The 25820-nt window shown below is 25.2% G+C and carries 22 protein-coding genes; 21 read left to right on the top strand and 1 reads right to left on the bottom strand.

Going from position 1 to position 25820, the window contains the following annotated elements:
* Positions 1 to 100: 100 nt before the first annotated feature.
* The 20 genes from galU (at position 101) to CLOACE_RS07800 (ending at position 23138) form a co-directional block, all read left to right on the top strand.
* Positions 101 to 1003: a UTP--glucose-1-phosphate uridylyltransferase GalU gene (galU, locus tag CLOACE_RS07705; protein ID WP_070110526.1), complete on the top strand. Its 903-nt coding sequence runs from the start codon at positions 101 to 103 to the stop codon at positions 1001 to 1003.
* A 317-nt stretch (positions 1004 to 1320) separates the two neighbouring features.
* Positions 1321 to 3165, top strand: coding sequence for a polysaccharide biosynthesis protein (locus CLOACE_RS07710; protein WP_070110527.1), 1845 nt, complete (start codon positions 1321 to 1323; stop codon positions 3163 to 3165).
* A gap of 23 nt (positions 3166 to 3188) precedes the next feature.
* Positions 3189 to 4295, top strand: a complete 1107-nt coding sequence (locus tag CLOACE_RS07715) for a DegT/DnrJ/EryC1/StrS family aminotransferase (protein ID WP_070110528.1) — start codon at positions 3189 to 3191, stop codon at positions 4293 to 4295.
* 94 nt (positions 4296 to 4389) lie between these two features.
* On the top strand, positions 4390 to 5706 hold the full coding sequence (locus CLOACE_RS07720) for a nucleotide sugar dehydrogenase (protein ID WP_070110529.1): 1317 nt from the start codon (positions 4390 to 4392) through the stop codon (positions 5704 to 5706).
* Between the two features lie 58 nt (positions 5707 to 5764).
* The gene (locus tag CLOACE_RS07725; RefSeq protein WP_070110530.1) at positions 5765 to 6871 is read left to right on the top strand and encodes a Gfo/Idh/MocA family protein; all 1107 of its coding nucleotides are present in this window, start codon (positions 5765 to 5767) and stop codon (positions 6869 to 6871) included.
* A gap of 39 nt (positions 6872 to 6910) precedes the next feature.
* Entirely contained in the window at positions 6911 to 7651 is a 741-nt protein-coding gene (locus CLOACE_RS07730; protein ID WP_175429450.1) for an N-acetyltransferase, read from the top strand.
* A gap of 29 nt (positions 7652 to 7680) precedes the next feature.
* The gene (locus CLOACE_RS07735) at positions 7681 to 9165 is read left to right on the top strand and encodes an O-antigen ligase family protein (protein ID WP_070110532.1); all 1485 of its coding nucleotides are present in this window, start codon (positions 7681 to 7683) and stop codon (positions 9163 to 9165) included.
* Between the two features lie 9 nt (positions 9166 to 9174).
* On the top strand, positions 9175 to 10317 hold the full coding sequence (locus CLOACE_RS07740) for a glycosyltransferase (protein ID WP_070110533.1): 1143 nt from the start codon (positions 9175 to 9177) through the stop codon (positions 10315 to 10317).
* Between the two features lie 38 nt (positions 10318 to 10355).
* Positions 10356 to 11462 (top strand): glycosyltransferase, encoded by a 1107-nt coding sequence (locus tag CLOACE_RS07745; protein WP_070110534.1) that lies wholly within the window; start codon positions 10356 to 10358, stop codon positions 11460 to 11462.
* Between the two features lie 30 nt (positions 11463 to 11492).
* Complete coding sequence (locus tag CLOACE_RS07750; RefSeq protein ID WP_070110535.1) at positions 11493 to 12575, top strand: glycosyltransferase; 1083 nt, start codon at positions 11493 to 11495, stop codon at positions 12573 to 12575.
* A 21-nt stretch (positions 12576 to 12596) separates the two neighbouring features.
* Positions 12597 to 13667, top strand: a complete 1071-nt coding sequence (gene wecB, locus CLOACE_RS07755) for a non-hydrolyzing UDP-N-acetylglucosamine 2-epimerase (protein ID WP_070110536.1) — start codon at positions 12597 to 12599, stop codon at positions 13665 to 13667.
* A 24-nt stretch (positions 13668 to 13691) separates the two neighbouring features.
* Entirely contained in the window at positions 13692 to 14909 is a 1218-nt protein-coding gene (locus CLOACE_RS07760; protein WP_070110537.1) for a glycosyltransferase family 4 protein, read from the top strand.
* 11 nt (positions 14910 to 14920) lie between these two features.
* Positions 14921 to 16096, top strand: coding sequence for a DegT/DnrJ/EryC1/StrS family aminotransferase (locus CLOACE_RS07765; protein ID WP_070110538.1), 1176 nt, complete (start codon positions 14921 to 14923; stop codon positions 16094 to 16096).
* Between the two features lie 110 nt (positions 16097 to 16206).
* Complete coding sequence (locus tag CLOACE_RS07770) at positions 16207 to 17454, top strand: O-antigen ligase family protein (RefSeq protein ID WP_070110539.1); 1248 nt, start codon at positions 16207 to 16209, stop codon at positions 17452 to 17454.
* A 6-nt stretch (positions 17455 to 17460) separates the two neighbouring features.
* Positions 17461 to 18567: a glycosyltransferase gene (locus tag CLOACE_RS07775; RefSeq protein WP_070110540.1), complete on the top strand. Its 1107-nt coding sequence runs from the start codon at positions 17461 to 17463 to the stop codon at positions 18565 to 18567.
* 22 nt (positions 18568 to 18589) lie between these two features.
* Complete coding sequence (murJ, locus tag CLOACE_RS07780) at positions 18590 to 20140, top strand: murein biosynthesis integral membrane protein MurJ (protein ID WP_070110541.1); 1551 nt, start codon at positions 18590 to 18592, stop codon at positions 20138 to 20140.
* A gap of 154 nt (positions 20141 to 20294) precedes the next feature.
* A complete protein-coding gene (locus CLOACE_RS07785) occupies positions 20295 to 20948 on the top strand; it encodes a sugar transferase (protein ID WP_070110542.1) in 654 nt (217 codons plus the stop codon).
* Between the two features lie 42 nt (positions 20949 to 20990).
* The gene (locus CLOACE_RS07790; RefSeq protein ID WP_070110543.1) at positions 20991 to 21704 is read left to right on the top strand and encodes a WecB/TagA/CpsF family glycosyltransferase; all 714 of its coding nucleotides are present in this window, start codon (positions 20991 to 20993) and stop codon (positions 21702 to 21704) included.
* Positions 21705 to 21772: 68 nt separating this feature from the next.
* Positions 21773 to 22336 (top strand): nitroreductase family protein, encoded by a 564-nt coding sequence (locus CLOACE_RS07795; protein WP_070110544.1) that lies wholly within the window; start codon positions 21773 to 21775, stop codon positions 22334 to 22336.
* 169 nt (positions 22337 to 22505) lie between these two features.
* Positions 22506 to 23138 (top strand): cyclodeaminase/cyclohydrolase family protein, encoded by a 633-nt coding sequence (locus CLOACE_RS07800; RefSeq protein ID WP_084027587.1) that lies wholly within the window; start codon positions 22506 to 22508, stop codon positions 23136 to 23138.
* Between the two features lie 42 nt (positions 23139 to 23180).
* Here CLOACE_RS07800 and pdaA read toward each other — a convergent pair whose 3' ends face one another.
* Entirely contained in the window at positions 23181 to 24080 is a 900-nt protein-coding gene (gene pdaA / locus CLOACE_RS07805) for a delta-lactam-biosynthetic de-N-acetylase (protein WP_084027588.1), read from the bottom strand.
* Between the two features lie 47 nt (positions 24081 to 24127).
* Here pdaA and CLOACE_RS07810 point away from each other — a divergent pair, with 47 nt between their 5' ends.
* Positions 24128 to 25732, top strand: coding sequence for an N-6 DNA methylase family protein (locus CLOACE_RS07810; RefSeq protein ID WP_070110546.1), 1605 nt, complete (start codon positions 24128 to 24130; stop codon positions 25730 to 25732).
* Positions 25733 to 25820: the final 88 nt, after the last annotated feature.

The raw sequence follows: 25820 nt of genomic DNA on the forward strand, positions 1-25820 counted from the left end.
TTTGCAAACCATATATATTAGCATGTTTAATTTTGTATTTTATTATGTATTTCAGTTAGTATACATATATAAATTATAAAGTTAGAAGGGAGAATGTTTTATGAAAGTTAAGAAGGCTATAATTCCAGCAGCAGGCTTAGGAACAAGGTTTTTACCTGCTACAAAAGCTCAGCCTAAAGAAATGCTTCCTATTGTAGATAAACCTACAATACAATATATAGTAGAAGAAGCAGTTGCATCTGGAATAGAACAAATATTGATAATTACAGGTAGAAATAAAAGAGCTATAGAAGATCATTTTGATAAATCAGTAGAATTAGAAAATGAGCTAGAATGTCAGGGGAAAAAACAATTACTAGAAGTTGTAAAAAAAATATCTAATATGGTAGATATATATTATATAAGACAAAAAGAACCTAAGGGGCTAGGTCATGCTATAAGTTGTGCTAGAACTTTTGTAGGCAAGGAACCTTTTGCTGTTATGTTAGGTGATGATGTAGTTGACAGTGAGAAACCTTGTTTAAAACAATTAATGGACTGTTATAATGAATATAAAACATCTATAATAGGTGTACAACAAGTACCTAAAGATGATGTGTATAAATATGGAATAATAAATGCTATGCACATAGAAGGAGGAGTATACAAAGTTAAGGATTTAGTTGAAAAACCTAAAATCCAGGAGGCACCTTCTAACATAGCTATATTAGGAAGATATATAATAACTCCTGCAATATTTGATATATTAGAAAATACTAAGCCAGGAAAAGGAGGAGAAATACAGTTAACAGATGCTTTAAAAATTTTAATGGAGTTAGAAGCAATTTATGCGTATAATTTTGAAGGAAGAAGATATGATGTAGGAGATAAATTAGGATTTTTAAAAGCTACTGTAGAGTTTGCGTTAAAAAGAAAAGATTTACAAAAATCTTTTGTAGAATATTTATTATATATAAAAGATAGTGATATTTTTAAAGAAGTGTACAATAATGTTGTTAAATAAATCAGGTAAAATATATTGAATTAATTACAATTTAAAAAAATACATAAAAAAGAATATAATTTATAAATTATATTCTTTTTTATGTATTTTTATTTAATTTATTTATAATAATAAATTATAATATACAAAAAAGTATTAATATAAAGTATATAGTGTATAATTGCCACTTAATATATTTTAGATTATAATGTATTTATCATGAGTAATTATTTAAAAAATATTGATTAATTTTTTTTATGATGTAAAATAAATAAAGGAAGTTTTAAGATTGTAAATAGTATTATTTTAATAATAAATTTGTTCAGGATGTGGTAATTATGCAAAAAGATAAAAAGCTTGTAATATATGATATAATTTTTGTCATATTTTCTTTGTACTTAGCATTATTATTAAGTTTAAATTTTAGTATATCACAAGAATATATGAAATTTTTTCAGTTGTCTATAATTCCTGTAATAATTATAGTTTTAATTTTTAACAAATTATTTAATTTATATAATAGTATATGGAAGTATGCATCTGTAGAAGAATTACTTTCAATAATATACTCATTATCTTTATCAAATATAGTATTTATATTATATAGTTATCTTATAACCTATAGATTATTTGAAAATAGATATTATAGGTTTCCTTTTACTGCACATATTATATTTTGGATTTTATCAGTAGTTTCTTTAGGGGGAACTAGATTTATATTAAGAATTATAGAAAATCAAGAAGGATATAAATATTCAAAAGGTAAGTGTAAAAATTTACTTATAATTGGAGCAGGAGATGCAGCAGCATTATTAATAAAAGAAATAAAAAAGTCCAATAATTTAAATTATAATATTATTGGATTAATAGATGATGATAAATCTAAAAAAGGTAAATTAATAAGTGGCGTAAAAGTACTAGGAGGAAGAGAAAGGATAATAGAAATATGCAATCAAAAGCACATAGAAGAAATAATATTAGCAATACCTTCAGCAGATGTAAAAATTAAAAGAGCAATTATTAATACATGTAAAAATACAAAATGTAAATTAAAGACTTTACCAGGAATTTATGAAATAATAGATGGAAAAGTAAATATTAGCAAATTAAGAGATGTAAATATAGAAGATTTACTAGGTAGAGAAGAAGTTAAGTTAAATAATGAAAATATAAATAAATACATTAAAGATAAAGTTATACTAGTAACTGGTGGAGGAGGATCTATAGGTTCAGAATTATGTAGACAAATATCTAAATTTAATCCTAAAAAACTTTTAATATTAGATATATATGAGAATAATGTATATGATGTACAAATGGAGCTAAATCATGATTATTATTATTTAAAAAAGGAAATTATTATAGCATCTATAAGAGATAAAGAAAAAATGGAGGAAATATTTGAAAAATACACACCAGATGTAGTGTTTCATGCAGCAGCTCACAAGCATGTTCCTTTAATGGAAGAAAATCCATCAGAAGCAGTTAAAAATAATATAATTGGAACATATTATATTTTAAAGTGTTGTGATAAGTATTCTGTAAAGAAATTTGTACAAATAAGTACGGATAAGGCTGTTAATCCTACTAATATTATGGGAGCAACAAAAAGATTTTGTGAAATTATGGTTCAAGCTTTTGATAAAATTAGTAATACAGAATATGTTGCTGTTAGATTTGGTAATGTATTAGGAAGTAATGGTTCAGTTATTCCTTTATTTAAAAAGCAAATTTCTCATGGTGGACCTGTTACAGTAACTCATCCCGAAATAAATAGATTTTTTATGACAATTCCAGAAGCTGCACAATTAGTAATTCAAGCTGGTGCTATAGCTAAAGGAGGAGAGATATTTGTACTAGATATGGGTGAACCAGTAAAAATAGTGGATTTAGCTAGGGATTTAATAAAATTATCTGGATTTAAGCCAGATGAAGATATAAAAATAAAATATACAGGATTAAGACCTGGTGAAAAACTATATGAAGAACCATTAATGGATGAGGTAGCTTTAACATCTACAGAACATGATAAAATATTTGTTGAAAGACCTAATAAATATGATATTAATTTTGTAGAAAGTTCCATAGAAGAATTTAAAAAAGTAGCATATATGGATAAGGACAATATATTTAAATTAGTACAAAAAAAGGTGCCAACTTATAAGAAAAAAAGTTGTAATTAATATTTTGTAAGGAGATGTTATTAGTGAAAGTTAAATTATTAGATTTGAAAGCACAGTATAAAAATATAGAAAAAGAAATTGATGAAGCTATAAAAGATGTTTTAGAGTCTACTCAGTTTATTATGGGACCTAATGTAAAAGAATTAGAAAAAGAAATAGCTGATTTTACAGGAGTTAAATATGGAATAGGTGTTGCTAATGGAACTGATTCATTAATGTTAACTTTAAAAGCTTTAGGAGTAGGATCAGGAGATGAAGTTATAACAACACCATTTACTTTTTTTGCATCAGCAGAAGTAACATCAGTATTAGGAGCTATTCCTGTATTTGCTGATATAGATAAAAATACTTATTGTATAGATCCAAAGAGCATAGAAGAAAAAATTACAGAAAAAACAAAAGCTATAATTCCAGTTCATATATTTGGTCAAATGTGTGATATGGATAGCATAATGGATATAGCTAAAAGACATAATATACCAGTAATAGAAGATGCTTGTCAAGCTATAGGTGCTGAATATAAAGGTAAAAAAGCAGGCTCTTTTGGAGTTGCTGGTTGTTATTCTTTTTTCCCAACTAAAAATTTAGGCTGTTATGGTGATGGAGGAATGATTGTAACAAATGATCAAGATTTAGCTGAAAAAATAAAAATGCTAAGGGTTCATGGAAGTAAGGTTAAATATCACCATGAAGTTATAGGATATAATAGTAGACTTGATGAAATACAAGCAGCTATTTTAAGAGTTAAATTTAAATATTTGAATAAATATAATGAATTGAGAAGAGAAAAAGCAAAAATATATAATGAGTTATTAAAAGACACACCAGTAGTATTGCCAGTAGAAGAAAAAAATTATAAACATATATATCATCAATATTCAATTTGCGTAGAAAAAAGAGATGATATGGTGTCATATTTAAAAAATAAGGGAGTAGCAACTTCTATATATTATCCTATACCAGTTCATTTACTTAAAGTATATGAAAATTTAGCATACAAAAAAGGAGATTTACCTGTAACAGAAAATATTTGCGAAAGGGTGTTTGCACTTCCAATGTATCCAGAATTACCAATAGAACAACAAGAATATGTTGTTTCATGTATTAAAGAATTTTATAACAACAAATAGTTATTATTTAAAAATTTACAATTAGTTAATTGACCTTTATAAACATAAAAGTATATAATTTATTTGTTTATGCTATTACCAAGGAGGTAAAAATATGTCATCACTTAGAGAAGAATTAATATTAAAATTAAACAATAAAACTGCTAAATTAGGAGTTGTAGGTCTTGGATATGTTGGCTTACCTTTAGCAGTAGAAAAGGCTAAAGCAGGATATGAAGTAATAGGCTTCGATGTTCAAGATAAAAAAGTAGAACTAGTTAATGAAGGACATAATTATATTGGTGATGTAGTAAATTGCGATTTAGAAAGATTAGTTAAAGATGGTAAATTAAGAGCAACTACAGATTTTAGTTTTGTAAAAGATGTAGATACAGTATGTATATGTGTGCCTACACCATTAGATTTATATAAACAACCAGATATATCTTATGTTGTCAATTCAACTAAAAGTGTATCTAAATATTTGCATAAAGGTATGTTAATAATTCTTGAAAGCACTACTTATCCAGGTACAACAGAAGAAGTTTTAAGGCCTATTTTGGAAGAGAGTGGATTAAAGTGCGGAAAAGATTTCTTTTTAGCTTTTTCACCAGAAAGAGTAGATCCAGGTAATAAACAATTTAAAACAAAAAATACTCCTAAAGTAGTTGGAGGATGTACTCCAGAATGTACTGAGGTTGCAGCTACATTATATAGGAATGTATTAGAAAGTGAAGTTTATACAGTATCATCACCAGCTGTAGCAGAAATGGAAAAAATATTAGAAAATACTTTTAGAAATATAAATATAGGTTTAGCTAATGAAATGGCTATACTTTGCAAGAGAATGGGTATAGATATTTGGGAAGTTATAGATGCAGCTAAAACAAAACCATATGGTTTCATGGCATTTTATCCAGGTCCAGGTTTAGGTGGACATTGTATACCACTAGATCCATTTTATTTAGCATGGAAAGCAAGAGAATATGATTATCATACAAGACTTATAGAAATATCAGGAGAAATAAATGATTATATGCCTGAATTTGTAGTGGAAAATTCAATGAAGTTATTAAATGAACAGAAAAAAGCTTTAAATGGTGCTAAAGTATTATTGCTAGGAGCAGCTTATAAAAATGATATAGATGATATGAGAGAGTCTCCAGTTTTAAAAGTTATTGATAACTTAAAAAAGAATGGAGCAGATATAATTTATAATGATCCACATATACCTGAATTTACTCATAGAGGAGTACTTTATAAATCAGTTAATTGGGAAGAAGAAATAGATAAAGCAGATATAGTTATAATTACAACAAATCATAGTTGCTATGATTATGAAACGATAGTAGCAAAAGCAAATATATTATATGATACAAGAAATGCTACTAAGGATGTAAAGAATAATAGAGAAAAGATTCATAAACTTTAATAATAGGGTAAGTTTATCTTATCCTATTATCCTATAATAAGATAATGAGGTGAGTATATTGAAAAAATTAAAATTTGCTATTATAGGTTGTGGAAGAATTTCATATAAACATGTAGAAGCGTTAATTAGTAATAAAGATGAATCCGAACTTATAGCAGTTTGCGATGTATTAAAAGAAAAAGCTGAAGAAAAAAAAGAAGAATACATATCAAAATTAGAAGAAAAGAAAGAAGTTAAAGTATATACAGATTACAAAGAAATGCTTGAAAATGAAGAAATAGATGTAGTTACTATTGCTACAGAAAGTGGATATCATCCAGATATAGCTGTTTATTGTATGAATAAAGGTAAACACGTTATTTGTGAAAAACCTATGGCTTTATCAATAGAAGATGCAGATAGAATGATAAAATGTTCTAGAGACAATAATGTAAAATTATGCGTAAGTCATCAAAATAGATTTAATAAACCTATTCAACAATTAAGAGAAGCTGTAGAAGAAGGAAGATTTGGAAGATTGGTTAATGGAACAGCTAGAATACTTTGGAATAGAAATATGGGTTATTATACTCAAGCTCCTTGGAGAGGAACATGGAAATTAGATGGTGGTACATTAATGAATCAATGTATACACAATATTGACTTACTTCAATGGATGATGGGTGGAGAAATAGATACAGTATATGCTCAATGTGATACATTTTTAAGAGATATAGAAGCAGAAGATTTTGGTGCTATAATAATTAGATTTAAAAATGGATCTATAGGAATGGTAGAGGGAAGTGCTTGTGTATATCCTAAAAATTTAGAAGAAACATTAAGTATATTTGGAGAAAAAGGAGCAGTATGTATTGGAGGACTTGCAGTAAATAAAATAGAAACTTGGAGATTTGGTGACGGAAAAGATAATGAAGAAGATATATTAAAAGAGCAAGGAGCAGATCCAGATACAGTATACGGATTTGGACATAATTTATTATTTAAGGATGTAATAGATTCTATAAATAATAATAGAGAACCTTTAATAAATGGTGAAGAAGGCAAAAAAGGAATGGCTATAATACTTGCTGCATATAAATCAAGACTTACAGGAATGCCTGTTAAATTCCCATTAGAAAAGTTTTCAACTATGGAAATGGAAAATGTTGAAAAAATTCATAAGTAATTTTATATAGAATGGAGAAAGTAATTTATGAACAATGATATGAAATATGTATCAGAAAAAGCTAACATAGGAAATAACGTAAAAATAGGAAGATTTGTAGTTATAGAAGACAATGTAACTATAGGAGACAACTGCATTATTGCTAATAATGTAGTTATTCATGAAGGATCAGTTATAGGAAGTAATGTAAGAATTGATGATAATACAGTAATAGGAAAACAACCTATGCGTTCAGTAAACAGTATATTTAAAGATGAAGAAAAACTTCCAGATTGTAAAATAGAAGATGGATGTTTAATAGGTGCAGGAGTTATAATATATTGTGGTTGTACAATAGGAGAAAAAACTTTAGTTGCAGATTTATCAACTATAAGAGAAAATGTAACTATAGGAAGTAAGACTATTGTAGGAAGAGGAGTTGCTGTAGAAAATTTCTGTAAAGTAGGATCAAACTGCAAGTTGGAAACTAATGTATACATTACTGCTTATTCAGAAATTGAAGATAATGTATTTATAGCTCCAGGAGTTGTTACATCTAATGATAATTATGCAGCTCGTTCAAAGGAAAGATATAAACACTTTAAAGGTGTTACTGTAAAAAAAGGTGGAAGAATAGGAGCTCAAGCAACAATATTGCCTGGGAAAATAATAAATGAAGATGGATTTGTGGCAGCAGCAAGTGTTGTGACAAAGGATGTAGAAAAAGCAAAAATAGTAACAGGAAATCCAGCTAAATATTTTAAGGATGTACCAGAAGAACAACTTCTTAAGAATCAATAAATAGTTGGCTTGATAATATGGAGGATGGAATGAGACTTAATATAAATAATATTACTTTTGTATATATATTACTTATTTTATCTATTGTAGGTAACTTTTTTATGTTTCCACAATTAGCATTAGTACATTTATTTGCTATTATATATTTAACAATATCGTATAAGTATTTTTCAGATACAGCAAAAGATATGGTATATTACAGTACCATACTCTTTGCTTTAATCAATTTTTCATTAAAAATTCCTCTAGGAAGCAGATATGACATATATTATTTTTATATTACATTATTTATATATATAGTTATTTTTGTGATAAATACTATTAAAACCAATAATTTACATATTAAAAGTGTAATTAAAAATAAGTATTCATTGTTTTTAGTTGTGTTTTTTGTTTATATGATATTAAGTGTACTGTTAGCTACGGATAAAAAAATGGCTATTAAATATATATTTAATTTTTGTATTATGATTTCTTTATTATTAATGTTTGTATTTGAAAATATAAATCAACATGTTATAAAAAAAACATTGAATTTTTTACAATATGTTTATGTAGGTATAATATCATTAGGGTTATTAGAGATATTTGGTATAAGATATGGTACAAGAAATCACTTTGCAGAATGGGATGCTATTGCTTTTCAAATTCATTATGTAAAGAGGATACCAGTAGTATTTTTTTATAATCCTAATAATTATGCTATTTTTTTGGTTATAGGAATGATATTAACAGGTATGCAAATTATATTTAGTAAAAATAAAAAGAAAAGATATATATATATATCAATATATGTTTTAAGTCAAATAAATTTAATTTTTACTAGATCTAGAACTGCATGGCTTACAATTTTTATAGCTTTTATGTTTTGTGCAGCATTTTATTATATTAAGGGTAAAGAAGATAGCAAAAGAATCGGGAAAAGTGTGTTAAAACTTGCTTGTTTTACTCTTATAATATTTTTAGCAATATCATTTATACCAGGAATGCAGCCTTATTATGGTAAAATAACTGGTTCAAAGTTATTAAGTAAATTAAATATATCTGGATTTGAATATAAAAGTCCAGATGATGAAAAATTACTTGCTTTAGGCAAAAAAGGTTCTAGCAATCAAAGATTTACTTTACTATATGATGTTATTCATGGTGTTATAGTAAAGAAAAATTATTTAGGGTTTGGAGCAGGAAATATAGAAAATTATGTTGAAAGTATGGCAAATACATACGGTGTATTAAATATTCATAGTTTATGGTTCGAAATTTTAGGAAATTTCGGTATAGCAATATTTTTATATACTATATATATATATTTAAGTATGATTTACAATTGTTTAAAAAATTATAAATTTGCAAATGAAGAAATGAAAAAATATTTAATTATGATTTCTACAGCTACATTTGCTTTTATATTCTTAGCATTTGCTCCTAGTACTATGATGTGGTATCCAGCATTTTGGATGACACTAGGAATGACTATTGCTTTAATTAAATATAATAAATTATTAAAGAATTGAGGTGCTGATTTGAATATACTTATATTAACAAGTTGGTATCCAAGTAAAAAAAATTTAGTTAGCGGAATATTTGTAAAAGAACAAATAAAAGCATTAAAGTGTTTAGGATTAAATCCTGTAGTATTTTATCCTTTTGATACTTCAATAAAGCCTAATTCTTTAACATGGGATTTAGAAGATGGAGTTAAAGTATATAGAGCAAATACAGATTACATTAAAAATTCTAAGTTATCAAAAATTAATAGTTTTATGAAGTCAGTAAGATTTTTAAATAAAGTAGTTAAAGAAAATAATATAGAATTAATTCATAGTCATGTATGTTATGGAGCAGGATTTATAGCTAACTTATATACGAAATTTAACAATATTCCATATATAATAACAGAGCATATGTCTACAATAAAAGAATTTTCTTTAAAGCCTTATAATAGAATATTATTTAAATCATCTTATAAAAGAGCTAAAAAAGTTATTACAGTAAGTTCATTCTTAAGTAATGAACTTACTAGTTTAGGATACCAATTTCATAAAGAAATAATAGGTAATGTAGTTAATGTAGATGAGTATGAATTAAATTATTCAAAAGAAAATGACATATTTAATATTCTTTTTATAGGTATAATGGGAGAAAATGAAGTAAAAGGATTACCATTTTTTATACCTGCATTAGCAAAATTTATGTGTAATAATCCTCAATATAATATAAAATTTCACTTAATTGGGGACGGAATAAAAAGAAAAAAATATGAATCGTTATGTAATGAATATAAAATTTCTCAAAACTGTATTTTTTATGGAGCTGTAGATAAGAAAGATATTCCTAGGTATATTAAAAATAGTAGCTTTTTAGTATTGCCAAGTGTAAAAGAAACATTTGGAAGTGTTTTAATAGAAGCTATGGCAGGAGGTAAACCTGTACTTGCAACTAAATGTGGTGGACCTCAGGAATTTGTAAATAAAAAAGTAGGAGTACTAGTGGATTCTAAAAGTGAAGAAGCTTTAGAAGAAGGATTAAAGAAAATAATAGAGAACTATGATAAATTTGATACTTTATATATAAGAAATTATATTAAAAATAACTATAGCTATGAAGCGGTAGGAAGTAAGTTAAAATGCTTATATGAGGATATTTTATTAAAAAGTAATAAGTAAAAATACTTTTTATAAAATGGAAAGAGGAGTGTAATATTGTGCCTAATTGTATATTTCATATTCCATATAATGTGGATCCAAATTGGCCATCAGGTTCAAATATAAGACCTATAAAAATGATAAATGCATTTAAAGAAAATGGGTATAATGTAGAAGTTATAATGGGGTATGGTAAGGAAAGGGAAAAAAAAATAAAGGAAATAAAAAATAATATTAAAAATGGAGTAAAATATGATTTTTTATATTCAGAAAGTTCTACAGAGCCTACACTATTAACTGAAAAAAATCATCTGCCATTATATCCTTTTTTAGACTTTGGATTTTTAAAGTATTGTAAAAATCATAATATAAAAATAGGATTATTTTATAGAGATATACATTGGAGATTTTCACAATATAAAAAAAACGTTAATATATTCAAAAGGTTAGTTGCTTATATTTTTTATTTTTATGATTTATTAAAATATAAAGGATTAATAGATATATTATATTTGCCAAGTAAAAAAATGTATGAATATATACCTATAAAATTAAATTGCAGAGTAGAAGAATTACCTCCTGCTTTTGAAGTATTTACTAATACCCATTCAAAATCTCAAGAGAGTAAAAAAAAGGAATTAATAAATATATTTTATGTTGGAGGAGTCAATCCTCAACTATATAATTTAGAAAAAATGTTTTCTGTAATAAATAGAGAAAATAAATATAAATTAATTGTTTGTTGTAGAGAAAATGAGTGGAAGTCTTGTAGCAAAAGATATGAAAAATATATTAATGATAAAATAGAAATTATTCATAAAAAAGATAAGGAATTGGATGAATATTTTAATGAGGCTGATGTAGTAAGCTTATTTTTAGAACCTCAAGAATATTGGAAATTTGCAATACCAGTTAAATTGTTTACATATATATCCTATGGAAAACCTATAATATGTTGTAAAAATACAGCAGTTGGAGAGTTTGTTAATGATAATTCAATAGGATGGGTTATAGATTATTCTGAAGATAGTCTTTCTTTATTGCTAAAACAGTTATTTAATAATAAAGAAAAAATATATATAAAGAATTCAAATATTAGTAAAATAATAGATAATCATAATTGGAAAGCTAGAGGAAGAAAAGTAATAAATAACTTAACAAGTTAAGTTATTTTCTAATACGTTGGAGGCATAAAAATGAAAATATGTTATTTAGCTGATGCTAATAGTACACATACTAAAAAATGGTGTGGCTTTTTCAAGAAAAAAGGCTATGATATACATGTAATATCATTAAATGATGGACAAATAGAGGGAGTTACAGTACATAGTTTTAATAAAGATTTAGATAAAATAAGAAAAGGAAGTTCTTTCAGTAAAATTTCTTATATAAAATATTTTAAACATATAAAAAATATAATAGGAAAAATAAAGCCAGATATACTGCATGCACATTATGCTACTAGTTATGGACTATTAGGTGCACTTTCAGGGTTTCATCCTTATGTTTTATCGGTATGGGGAAGTGATGTATTTGACTTTCCTAAAGAAGGTTTTTTACAGACATTAATGATTAAATACAATTTATCAAAAGCAGATGTTATTTTATCTACAAGCAAAGTAATGGCTAAAGAAACTAAAAACTATACTAATAAAGAAATAGTTGTTACTCCTTTTGGAGTTGATATTGATAAGTTTAAACCTAAGTTTAAAAAAAATTCAAATGAAATAATAATAGGAACGGTAAAGACATTAGAAGCTAAATATGGAATTGAGTATTTAGTAAGAGCATTTAAAAAAGCTAAAGAAAAATGTCCTAATAAAAATATTAAATTAGAAATAGCAGGAAAAGGAAGTCAAAAAGAATATTTAAAAGATTTATGTAAAGAATTAAATATTGATGATGATGTTAAATTTCTAGGATTTCTAAATGCTGATGAGGTAATAGAATCTTTTAATAGATTTGATATAGCAGTATTTCCTTCTACATTAGATAGTGAGAGCTTTGGTGTAGCAGCAGTGGAGGCTCAAGCTTGTGGAACCCCTGTTATAGTTTCAAATGTAGGAGGGCTACCGGAGGCTACTAATCCAGGAGTAAGTAGTTTGTTAGTTGATAAAGAAGATGTTCATAGTCTTTCAAAAGCAATTATAAAATTAATAGGAAATGAAAAATTAAGATGTAATATGGGGGTAAATGGAAGAGAATTTGTAGAAGAAAATTTTAATATAAAAGATAACTTTAATAAAGTAGATGACATATACAAAAGTTTAATAAAATAGGTTCTGTTTGGAGGGTAACATATGAAGATATTAACAGTTGTAGGTGCAAGACCACAATTTATAAAGGCTGCCGCTGTATCTAATATTATAAGAAAAGAACATGAAGAAATATTAGTTCATACAGGACAACATTATGATGAAAATATGTCTAAAGTATTTTTTGAAGAACTACAAATACCTAAACCGGATTATAATTTAGGAGTAGGTTCTGGTGGACATGGAAAGCAAACAGGAAAAATGCTTATTGAGTTAGAGGAAATTTATGAAAAAGAAAAACCAGACTTAATTTTAGTATATGGAGATACAAATTCAACTTTAGCTGGTGCATTATGTGGAAGTAAATTATTAATACCTGTTGCTCATGTAGAAGCTGGATTAAGAAGTTTTAATATGAATATGCCAGAAGAGCAAAATAGAATTTTAACAGATCATATATCTAAACTATTGTTTGTTCCTACAGTTACTGCAATTAATAATTTAAAAAACGAAGGTATATCAGAAGGTGTACATAATGTAGGAGATGTAATGTATGATGCCGTTTTACATTTTAAATCTTTAGCAGTTTCAAAAACTTCTATAATTGAAAAACTTAACTTAAAAGAAGGAAGTTATATATTAACTACTATTCATAGAGCAGAAAATACAAATGATATAAATAGATTAAAAAATATTATAGAAGCTTTAAATGAAAGTGGCAAGAAAATTGTATTACCACTACATCCTAGAACAAGAAAATATATGGAAAATTATAGTTTGAAATTTAATAATAATATTAATGTAATAGAACCTGTAGGCTATTTAGAAATGATAAGCCTTGAAATGCATTCAGAAAAAATAGTAACAGATAGTGGTGGAGTACAAAAGGAAGCTTTCTTTATAAAAAAACCTTGTGTAACTATGAGGGATGAAACAGAATGGGTAGAAACTGTTCAAAATGGATGGAATGTAGTTGTTGGAACAGATAAAAATAAAATATTAGATTCAATATTAAATTTTGTGCCAAATCAACAACAACAAAATATATTTGGAGACGGACATGCAGCAGAAAAAATATTAGATATAATTAATGATGATATATTAAATATTAAATAAACGTTTATTTTTAGAGGTGATAACATGAAAATATTATTTTTAACCCAATACTGCCCGCCAGAAGTAGGTGCACCTCAGAATAGAATTTTTGAGTTTGCTAAACAATTAAAGAGTTTCGGACATGAAGTTACTATATTAACAGCAATGCCAAACTATCCTAAAGGAGAAATATTTGATGACTATAAAGGAAAGAAAATAGTTAAAGAAGAATTAGATGGAATAAAAATAGTTAGAACAAGTATCTATGCTACTAAAGAAAAAACATTTGTAAAGAGATTAAGAAATTATTTATCTTTCACTTTTTCTTCAGTTTTTCAAGGTGCAAAACATATAGAAAAGCAAGATGTTATAATTACAGAATCACCACCTTTATTTTTAGGATGGTCAGGTTATGTGCTTTCTAAGATGAAAAAGGCAAAGTTTATATTTAATATATCTGATTTATGGCCTGAATCTGCTGTTAAATTAGGGGTTTTACATAACAAAATGCTTATTAAAATGTCTACATGGTTAGAAGAATTTTGTTATAGAAAAGCAGCAGCAGTTACAGGACAAACAAAAGGAATAGTAGATAATATAATAAGTAGAGGTATAAATAAAGAAAAAGTGCATTTAATAACAAATGGTGTGGATACAGAATTTTTTAAAAAACAAAATAGAGATGAAGAATTTAGAAAAAGTATAGGGATAGAAGATAAGTTTTCTATTTGTTATGCAGGTATACATGGTATTGCTCAAGGATTAGAGGTAGTTATAGATGCTGCTGAATTATTAAAAGAGCATACAAATATACAAATAGTATTTATAGGCGACGGACCAGAAAAGAAGGAACTAATAAATAGAGCTAAAGATAAGGGACTAACTAATGTAACTTTTCTTCCAGTACAACCAAAATCTAATATGCCTAAAATTATAGCTTCTATGGATGCTACAGTAATACCTTTAAAAAAGTTAGATTTATTTAAAGGAGCATTGCCTTCGAAAATGTTTGAAGCATTAGCTTCAGAACTACCTATAGTTTTAGCTGTTGAAGGAGAAGCGGAAAGATTAATTAATGAAGCTAATGCAGGTATAACTGTGGAACCTGAAAATTCAAAAAAAATAGCAGAAGCTATTGTAAAATTATATAAAAATGAAGAATTTAGGAATACATTAGGCAGTAATGGAAGAAAATATGTTATAGAAAATTACTCTAGAGAAAAAATAACTAGAAGATTAGAAAAAATATTATTAAATTTATAGGAGTGATTAAAGTGTCAAAGTTAGAAAAGAGAAAAGAATATCTACCTTATGCCCTTCCCTTTATAGAAAAAGATGAAATAAATGAAGTTGTACATACATTAGAATCTGGATGGGTTGCTAAAGGACCAAAAACAATTGAATTTGAAAAGAAATTTGCAGAATTTGTAGGATCTAAATATGCTGTTGCAACAAATTCAGCTACTGCTGCTCTTCACCTAGCTCTTCTTTGTGCTGGTGTTAAAGAAGGAGATGAAGTAATTACAACTCCTATGACTTTTGCATCTTCAGCTAATACTATAATACACACTGGTGCTAAACCTGTTTTTGTAGATGTAGATCCAGAAACTTTTTGCATAGATCCTAAAAAGATAGAAGAAAAAATTACTAGTAAAACAAAGGCAATAGTTCCTGTACACTACACTGGTCAAGCTTGTGATATGGATGCTATATTGGAAATAGCTAAAAAGCATAATTTATTTGTATCTGAAGATGGAGCACATGCTGTGTATACTCAATATAATGGTAAAATGGTTGGAAGTATAGGAGATGCTACTTCATTTAGCTTTTATGCTACTAAAAATATATGCACAGGAGAAGGCGGAATGCTTACTACTAATAGAGAAGATATAGCTGAAAAGGCTAAAATATTAAGTTCTCATGGTATGAGCAAAGCAGCTTGGAACAGATATGGAAAGGGTGGAGCTTGGAGATATGATATAGAATATCCAGGATTTAAATATAACATGTTTGATATACAAGCAGCTATGGGACTTCGTCAATTAGATAAAATTGAAAAAATGCAAAAAAGAAGAGAAGAAATAGCTAATATGTATAATGAAGCTTTTAAAGATATGCCTGAAATAATTACGCCCAAAGAAGCTTCTTATAGTAGACACGCATGGCATTTATATGTAATGCAAGTAAATGAAGATTTATTAACTATTGATAGAGATAAATTTATAGAAGAATTAGCAGAAGAGAATATTGGAACTAGTGTACACTTTATACCAGTTCATTTAATGCCTTATTATTCTAAAACTTTTGGATATAAAGAAGGGGATTTCCCAGTAGCAGAAAAATACTTTAATAGAATAATATCACTTCCATTATATGTGAAGATGTCTAATGAAGATGTAGAAGATGTTATTTATGCTGTGACTAGAATAGTAAACAAATATAAAAAATAGAAACAACATTTTATATAATTATTAGGCACACAAATTTGTTTAAAACATATAAAACAATATTTGTGTGCCAATTTTATATTATAGTATAATAGTTTAAATGAGGTGAAAATATGAATTTTAGGAGAAATATTATAAGTTTTTTAATTTACTTATACATAATTCTATTGCCATTAATACCTAGTAAATTTAAATATAAAAATATACCCTTTAATGGAGATATAATTTTAGCTTTAATTATTTTACTATATGTATTTCAATTAGTATTTTTAAAAGAAACTAGAAAAAGATTTATAGAAGGAATAAAAGATTTAACAAAAGATTATTTTAATATATCTATAATAATTTTATTATTTATTATGTATTTATCAATTGGATATGCTTCAAGTAGAACATTAGCAATTAAAGAGACTTTTAGATTTACAACATATATAGCACTATATTTTATAATTAAGTATGAAATAAGCAGTAAGAGAATTATAGACAATATTATTAGGTGTTATATATCTGTTTCACTATTAATATCTTTTATAGGAGTTTATCAGTATATAGGGGGAAAAGGTTTTGTCCAAAAACATGGAAGTGAAACTTTAGTTAGGATAGTGTCTACTTTAGAAAACTCAAATAATGTAGGTATGTTCTTTATATTAGCTGTATTTCCTTTAATAATGTTAACTCTATATGAAAAAGAAATTAAGAAAAAAATTTTTTATGGATTGACTTCGTTTTTATTTTTTATAAATATAATTTTAAGTTTTTCTCGTAATGCATGGCTTGGATTTGCCATAGGTTGTTTTATTTTAGTACTTATTTATAGTATAAAACTTTTATTTTTATTTGGAGGAGTAGGAATTCTAGCATTATTTTTACCTCCTGTATTTAGTAGAATTAAACAAATAGATGATATGTCACAAAATATTTCTAGAATAAAACTTTGGAAAACAGCATCTATTATGATAAAGGATAATCCTATATTTGGAGTAGGAAATGGAAATTTTGCCGCTTTATACGACAGCTATATAACTAAATATCCAGATTTAAGATACTGTTCTTATAAAGTATATCATCCTCACAATATATTTTTAAAAATTCAAAGTGAGTTGGGTATAATTGGATTAGTGGGTTTTATAGGAATGATTATATCTATAGGATTTAAATTAAAGAAGTTTATAAATATTATAAAAGATAATTTTTATAAAGCCTTTTATAGTGGTGTTGTAGCATCTATGGTAGCTTTTTTATTTATGAATATTGTAGATAATTTTTTCTCAGCACCAAAAGTAATAGCATATTTTTGGATTATATTATCCATATCTGATAATTTATTATATAATAGATTTAAATATAATATTACTAACTAAAGGAAGGTGATTTATATTAAAGTATTACATATTATATCTGGAAATGATAATGGTGGAGGAGCAGTACATGTATTAAATATATGTAGGTGTCCTAGTTTTGAAAATAAAATTTGTTGTATAGGTGAAGGGGAGCTTTACAGTAAAGCTTTAGCTATGGGAATAATAACAGTAAAATATTCTTTAAAAGAATTAATATTTAATAAACTAGTGGAATATGTAAAAAAAGAAAATATTGATATTTTAAATTTTCATGGACCTAAAGCAACTTTCATTCATTATTTTACTAAATTCAGATTAAAAAAACCTTGTGTAGTTACAGTACATAGTGATTATAGATATGATTTTTTAAATAATAAAATTAAACATTTATTTTATACTCCTATTAGTAAAATATCCTTAAATTCATTTGATTATTATGCTTGTGTATCTCAATATATAAAGGATTTATTGGAAAGTAAAGAATTTTATGGAGATAAAATAGTAGTTAATAATGGTATAGACATAAAAAATATTAAAATTACTAAAAGTAGAAATGAAATTAGAAAAGAAATAGGATTGTCAGAAAATAACTTTACATTTGTAATGGTAGCTAGAATGCATCCAATTAAAAATCATGAAAAACTTTTAAAAACTTTTAAAAGATTGTCCAATGAATTTGATAACGTAAAATTATTGCTAGTAGGTGATGGAGAATTAGAAAATCAACTTAAAAATCAAGTTAATAAAACTAAATTAAATGATAATGTGATATTCTTAGGATATAGATCCAATAGTTTAGATTATATAAATGCTTCAGATGTTAGCTTACTTATATCTTTAAATGAAGGTGGAGCTCCTCCACTAGTTATTTTAGAAAGTGGCATTGTTAAAAAGCCAGTTATATGTTCTAAAGTAGGAGATATGGGAAGAATAATAAGTGATAAAAATGGATTTTTAATTAACCCTTATTCAGAAGATAGTCTATATGAAAAAATGAAGTTATCCTATTTAATGAAAAATAAATTGAATTTATTAGGTGAAAATTTATATAATGATGTAGTAAAAAAGTTTTCTTTAGAAACATTTTGGAATAGATATTATTGTTTTTATGAAAGAATACTTAATACTAATTGATTAATTTGGAGTGAAAAGTAATATGTCTAAAGGTAAGTTAATTAAAAGTTCAGCTATAGTAATGGTATTAATAATTTTGGGAAAAATATGTGCAATTTTTAGAGATGCACTAATAGCAAATAAATTTGGAGTTACATATATAACCGATATGTATACTATATCCCTAGGTGTAGTATACCTTTTAACTACAGTGAGTTATGGACTTACTACTACATTTATACCAATTCATACAGAATATATACAAAAGACTAGTAAAGAAAAAGCAAATAAGTTTGTAAATAATGTACTGAATGTATACACAGTATTTACTATTATAGTTATTGTTATACTAATGATATTTTCTAAGCAAATAATATATATATTTGCTCATGGACTTACTAATAATAAAGAAATTTTTAATACCTCTGTAGATATAATTCGAATAATGGTTTTATCATTAGTATTTATAAGTATTCAAAGTGTAATAACTGGGGTACTTCAAGCACACCAAGAGTTTTATGAACCAGCAGCAATGTCACTAGCCTCTAATTTAGTTTTTATAGTTTATTTAATGTTTTTAACAAATAAATTTGGTATATATGGATTTGCTATTTCTACTGTAATAGGATTTTTAGTTCAATTAATTATAAATTTACCCAAATATAAAAAATTAGGATATAAATATGAATTTCATTTTAATATATTTGATAAAGATTTAAAAAAGATAGTAATACTAATGACTCCTATAATAATAAGCACTTCTTTATTGCAGTTAAATCTTTTTATTAATAGAGCTTTTGCTACTAATATATATTATGGAGCTCCTACTATTTTAGATTTTTCTAATAAAATAAATACACTTGCTTATGAGGTTTTTGCTATAGGAATAGCTATGGTAGTATATCCTACATTATCTTCCTTTGCAGCAGAAGGTAATGAAAAAGAATATAAAAATGCTTTAGTACAATCTATAAATATTATATTATTAATAATGGTACCTGCTAGTATAGCTATAGGCGTATTGAGAATGCCACTTATAACATTAATATTTAAAAGTGGGGCTTTTGATAATAATGCAGTTAATCTTACATCTAATGCCCTTTTATTTTATTGTCCAGCAATGATAGCTTATGGTCTTAGAGATATATTAAATAAAGCATTTTATGCAATTAAGGATACAACTACTCCAATGATAAATAGCTTTATTGGTATAATTATTAATGTAGCTATAAATATAATTTTAATTAAATATATGAAAGTATCAGGATTAACTTTAGCTACATCTATTTCTATAACAATTGTTACAATATTAATGCTTTTAAATTTAGATAAAAAATTAGAAAACATTGATTTAAAAAGTGTAGTTATGTCATTTTTAAAAATAATTATTGCATCTATTTTAATGGGTGTGTTTATATATGAAATAAATAAAATTTGTTTATTATATATGGGGTTAACTAAAATTACCAGTATTATTTCTTTAGTTATATGTACGATAGTTGGAAGTATTGTGTATTTTTTAGTTATATATTTATTTAAAGTAAAAGAATTTGTTTATTTAATTGATATTATAAAAAATAAACTAAAAAAATAGTATAATATTAATAATTATAGCTATTTATCAAATATTAACTATAAGTATATTGTAAAAATTAAAGTCATTTGATATATTATAAAAATGAGTGAACTATTTAAAAATCATATAAAATTATTTAAACATCATAGTAAAGCTAATAGGAGGCACTTAAATGGAGTTGAAAAAAATAAAAATAGATATAAAAAATGATATAAAATCTAAAACAATTCAATTTTTTATTAAAAGAATAATTGATATAATACTATCTTTTATAGGAATTGTTTTATTATCTCCTGTATTTTTAATAATAACTATTTTAATTAAATTAGATTCTAAGGGATCAGCTATATTTAAGCAGGTTAGGGTAGGAAAAAATAATAAAAATTTTGTAATATATAAATTTAGAACTATGGTAGTAAATGCTGAAAAAAAGAAATCACTGGATATAAATCCTGATGATATAGAAAATTTTGTGTTTCAAAGTAGAAGCGATAATAGAATTACTAAAATAGGTGGCTTTTTAAGAAAGAGTAGCTTAGATGAAATACCTCAGTTATTTAATGTATTATTAGGAAATATGAGTCTTGTAGGACCAAGACCAGAGATACCAGATGTAGTTAAGTATTATCCAGAAGAATATAAACAAAGACTTCTTGTAACGCCAGGAATAACAGGACTTGCTCAAATAAGCGGCAGAGGTGAAATTGAATTAGGAAAAACTATATATTATGATTTAAAGTATATAAAAAATTTTTCGATTATTTTAGATATAAAAATTTTATTTAAAACAGTATTTTCAGTATTTAGAAAAGAAGGAGCGTTTTAAGTAGATACTAGTATCTACTTAATTTTTATATTAGGAGGTTGTATGTTTACTAATATTTTAGGGTATAATATTTTTAATCAAGATAAAAAGAAATTTATAGAGTATTTAACAAAATTAAATTCTAAAGTACATATTATTTCTGGTAATCCAGAAGTATTATACAATGGACTTAAAGAAAAAAACTTATTTGATAATTTTGTGTCAGAAAATTCTATTATAATACCAGATGGAATTGGAACTGTAATAGCATCTAAAATATTAAAAAATCCAGTAAGAGAAAAAATAGCTGGCATAGAAGTAATGGAAGACATTATTAAGTTTTGTGAAGAAAATAAAAAATCAATATATCTTGTAGGTACTCAAGATGAAATATTAAGAGAATTTATACATAAAATAAAAATTAAATATCCTAATATTATAATATTAGGTAGTCATAATGGATATTTTGATTTAGATAATTGTAAACACATTATAGAAGATATAAATAAAAAAAATCCATATGTATTATTTGTGGCAATGGGTTCTCCAAGACAAGAAAGATTTATTGTAAGGTATATGAGTAAATTAAATTGTAATATATTTATGGGAGTTGGAGGAAGTTTTGATGTATTTGCAGGAAAAGTTAAAAGAGCTCCTAAATGGATGATAAATTTAGGAATAGAATGGCTTTATAGAGTTATTAAAGAGCCTTATAGAATTAAAAGGCTATCTTCTATACCTAAGTTTTTAATTAAAGTAATTAAATATAAGACATAGATTTAAAATTAAAAATAGTATAAATTGCATATATATTACGCATAATAAAATTAAAGGAGTGTGATAATATGCAATTTTATGATGTAATAGAAAATAGAAAAAGCATAAGAAATTTTACAGAAAATCCCATACCAAAAGAAAAAATTGATAAAATGGTTACTGCTGCTATGATGTCTCCTTCTTGGAAAAATAAAACTTCTTACAAATTTATTATTGTAAGTGATGAACAAAAAAGAAATGAATTAGCTGATACCATAATGAATAATACAGGTGAAGCAGCTAATTCAATTAGACAGGCACCAATTACTACCGTAGTAGTAGCAGATCCTAAACTATCAGGAACAATAGATCAAAAAGAATATTATTTAGTAGATAGTGCTATAGCTATGGAACATTTTATGCTTTCTGCTACAGCAGAGGGGTATGGAACTTGTTGGATTGGAGCTTTTGATGAAAATAAAGTAAAAAACATACTTTCAGTGCCTAATAATTTTAAAGTTATAGGAATGACTCCAGTAGGCGAAACCAATGAAAATAAAGCTCATAATCCAAAAAAAGATGTTAGAGACTATGTATTTATAAATAATTGGAATAATGCATATACAGAAAATAAGGAAATGTTAATGCATTAATTTATTATAAAAGATTATGTGGATTATTATTTAAATTATCCTGATAATAATCCACATTTTTATTGTATAGTAAAAATATCACAAAATGGTGTAAATAACTACATAAAGTGATAAAATATAAAGATAAAAGGTTAATTTATGAATTAATAATATTGGGGGTAAAATAATTATGAAAAATTTAGAAGTAAAAGATTTTATTGATAACCTGAGTTCTAAAGCACCAACACCAGGAGGTGGTAGTGTAGCTGCTTTATGTGCTTCTTTATCAAGTGCATTAACAGCTATGGTATTTAATTTAACTATAGGAAAAAAAGAATTTTATGAATATGATGAAGACAAGCAACAAATTGTGGAAGATAGGCTTAAAAAAGTAGAAGAATATAAATATAAAGCTCTTGAACTAGCAGAAGAAGATAGTAAATCTTTTTTATACCTTATGAATGCTTTTAAACTTCCAAAATCAACAGAAAAAGAAAAAGAGATAAGGCAAAATACTATAAATAAAGCTTATATAAATGCAGTGGAGGTTCCTTTTCAATTATTAAGAGAAACTTATGAATTATATGATTGTGTATATTACGCTTGTACCTTAGGAAATAAAACTTTGGTTTCTGATGTTGGAATTGCTGCAATTTTAGTACAAGCTGTAATGGAAAGTTGTGCATTAAATATTAAAATAAATATAAAAGGTATAGATAATGAAATATATAATGAAAAATTAAGAAGAAAATGTGATGATTTAATTATTAATGGAAATAAAAGAAAAATGGAAATAATAAATATTGTAAATTCAAAACTATAATAATTTACATAAAAATAAGCTATGTTTAAACATAGCTTATTTTTATGGTAAATCATCTAAAGTTTTAAAAGTATAACCTTTATCTTTTAAGTCTTTAATTAAAGAATCTAAAATATCAGTATTTGTTTTAGAAACAGCATGTAATAAATATATGCATCCATTGTGAGTTCTTTCCATTATTATTTTTTTTGCTTTTTCTGCATTAGGTTGATTGTTAATATCCCAATCATTATAAGCAAAACTCCAAAATATAGTTTTGTAACCTAAATCTTTAGTATATTGTAAAGACAATTCGCTATACTTTCCCATAGGGGGTCTAAAATATTTAGGCATTTTTTTACCTGTAATTTCTTCAAAAGCTTTTTCGTTAGTAATTATCTCATTTTTAAACTTTTCTTTACTATTTTTAGCTACTTTAGCCATAGAAGGATGAGTTGTAGAGTGATTGCAAACTAAATGACCTTCATCTACCATTCTTTTTATTAAATCTTTATTACTATTTATATAGTGAGTAGTTACAAAAAAAGCTGCTTTAACCTGATTATCTTTTAAAATATCTAATATTTTAGCAGAAAATCCATTTTCGTAACCTTCGTCAAATGTAATGTATACATCTTTTTTTTCTGTATTTCCTAAGTAATAACTAGGATATTTGCTTAAAAAACTTTTAGATTCTTTAGGAGGATTAGGAGGAAGCCCATCTTTTCTAGTTTCAAAATACCAATTTAATTCCTTAGTTTCTAAAGTATTTGTATTTGTTTCTTTGATTTCAGTTTTTTTAGTATTTTCATTAGTTTGTGTATTGTTATATTGCTTTTCTTCAATTTTTGATCCAAAGTTTGAATTTTTAGCACTATTTGTAGTATTATTAATATTAGCGGTTTTACATGCGCCTAAAATTAGGCAAAAAAACATGGAAAAATAAATAATGATTTTTTTCATTTTACCACCTACTTTTCTAGATTTTTATAATAATGGAGAGGAAGTACATGATATATAAAAAAGATATAGATAAGTTTATAAATATTATAGAAGATATATATAATGTAATTTTGCAACCTATAGATAGTATATACAAAATTACAGCAATTATAAAATATAAGAGAAAATTAAATATAAAAAATAGCTATAATTTTGGGGATTTTTATTATAATATTATGGATAAAAATAAAGAAAAAGGAGTAATATACACGCCAGATTATATTGCAAGATATGTTGTTAAAAATACTATATCTAAAGAAAGTATAATAAAAAATCCTTATCTAAAAATAGTAGATCCTGCTTGTGGATGTGGAAATATAATTATAAATTGTTTTAATCATTTAAGAAAATTATTTATTGAAAATTTAGATGAGATAAATGAATTTAATAACATAAGTTTAAAAAAAGAAGATATTGATAGGCATATAATATGTAATAATTTATATGGATTTGATATAGATATAATAGCTTTAAAAATATTAATAATTGATTTATTTTATTTAAGTGGAATTATAGGAGCTAATTTTTTAAATAGAGATTTTTTGATAGAATTAGATGATGAAAAATTTGATATATTTATAGGAAATCCTCCTTATGTAGGACATAAATTTATAGATAAAGAATATTCTTCTATTATAAAAAAGAAATATTTTAATATATACAAAGATAAAAGTGATTTACATTATTGCTTTTTTTTGCAATCTCTTAATATGCTAAATAAAAAAGGAAAGATATCTTTTATAACTTCTAGATATTTTTTAGAAGGACCTAGCGGAGAAAATCTTAGAAAAATCTTAAAAAATGTATGTTCAATAAATAAGATAGTAGATTTTTATGGTATTAGACCTTTCAAAAATATAGGAATAGACCCTTTAATAATATTTTTAATAAATGAGCAAAATTCTAATGAATACATAGAAGTGATAAAGCCTTTAAAAGGCGTAAAAAAAGACAGTTTTTGCAAATCGGTATTTTTAAACGAAGGAAAAGAGTATGATAAATTTAATATAAATAAAAATAAACTAAATAATAAAGGATGGATACTTAGGAATAGAGAAGAAATGTGCATAATAAATAAAATAGAAGAAAAAAGTTTTACTACTCTTAATAATATATGCAATAGTTTTCAAGGCATTATTACAGGATGTGATAAAGCCTTTGTTGTAAATAAAAAAATAATAGATGAAGAAAATTTAGAAAAAGATATAATAAAGCCTTGGATAAAGAGTAGCTTTATTCAAAAAAATAAAATTCATAAAAAAGATATGTTTTTAATATATTCAGATTTAATAACTCAAGAGGAAAAATATACTAATATAATAAAACATATATATGATTATAAAGAAAGATTAATGAATAGAAGAGAATGTAAAAAAGGAGTTAGACAATGGTATCATTTGCAATGGGGGAGAATTCAAAATATTTTTGAAGATAAAAAAATAGTGTTTCCTTTTAAATCTAATAAAAATAGATTTGCTTTAGATAAAGGAAGTTATTTTAGTGCGGATATATACTGTTTAACATTAAAGGAAAATGTACCTTTTACATATGAATATTTATTATATTTATTAAATGAGGAAATTGCACAATTAAACTTCCTCAATTATATTTAAAAATCATTACTTTTTGTTAATAATTAACTATTTTGTTCAGAAAAAGATAATAGCAAAGCTAAGGTGCTATTGCACCTGTGGATAACTT

Origin of the sequence: Clostridium acetireducens DSM 10703 (genome assembly GCF_001758365.1) — a bacterium.
Taxonomy (GTDB): Bacteria; Bacillota; Clostridia; order Clostridiales; family Clostridiaceae; genus Clostridium_C; species Clostridium_C acetireducens.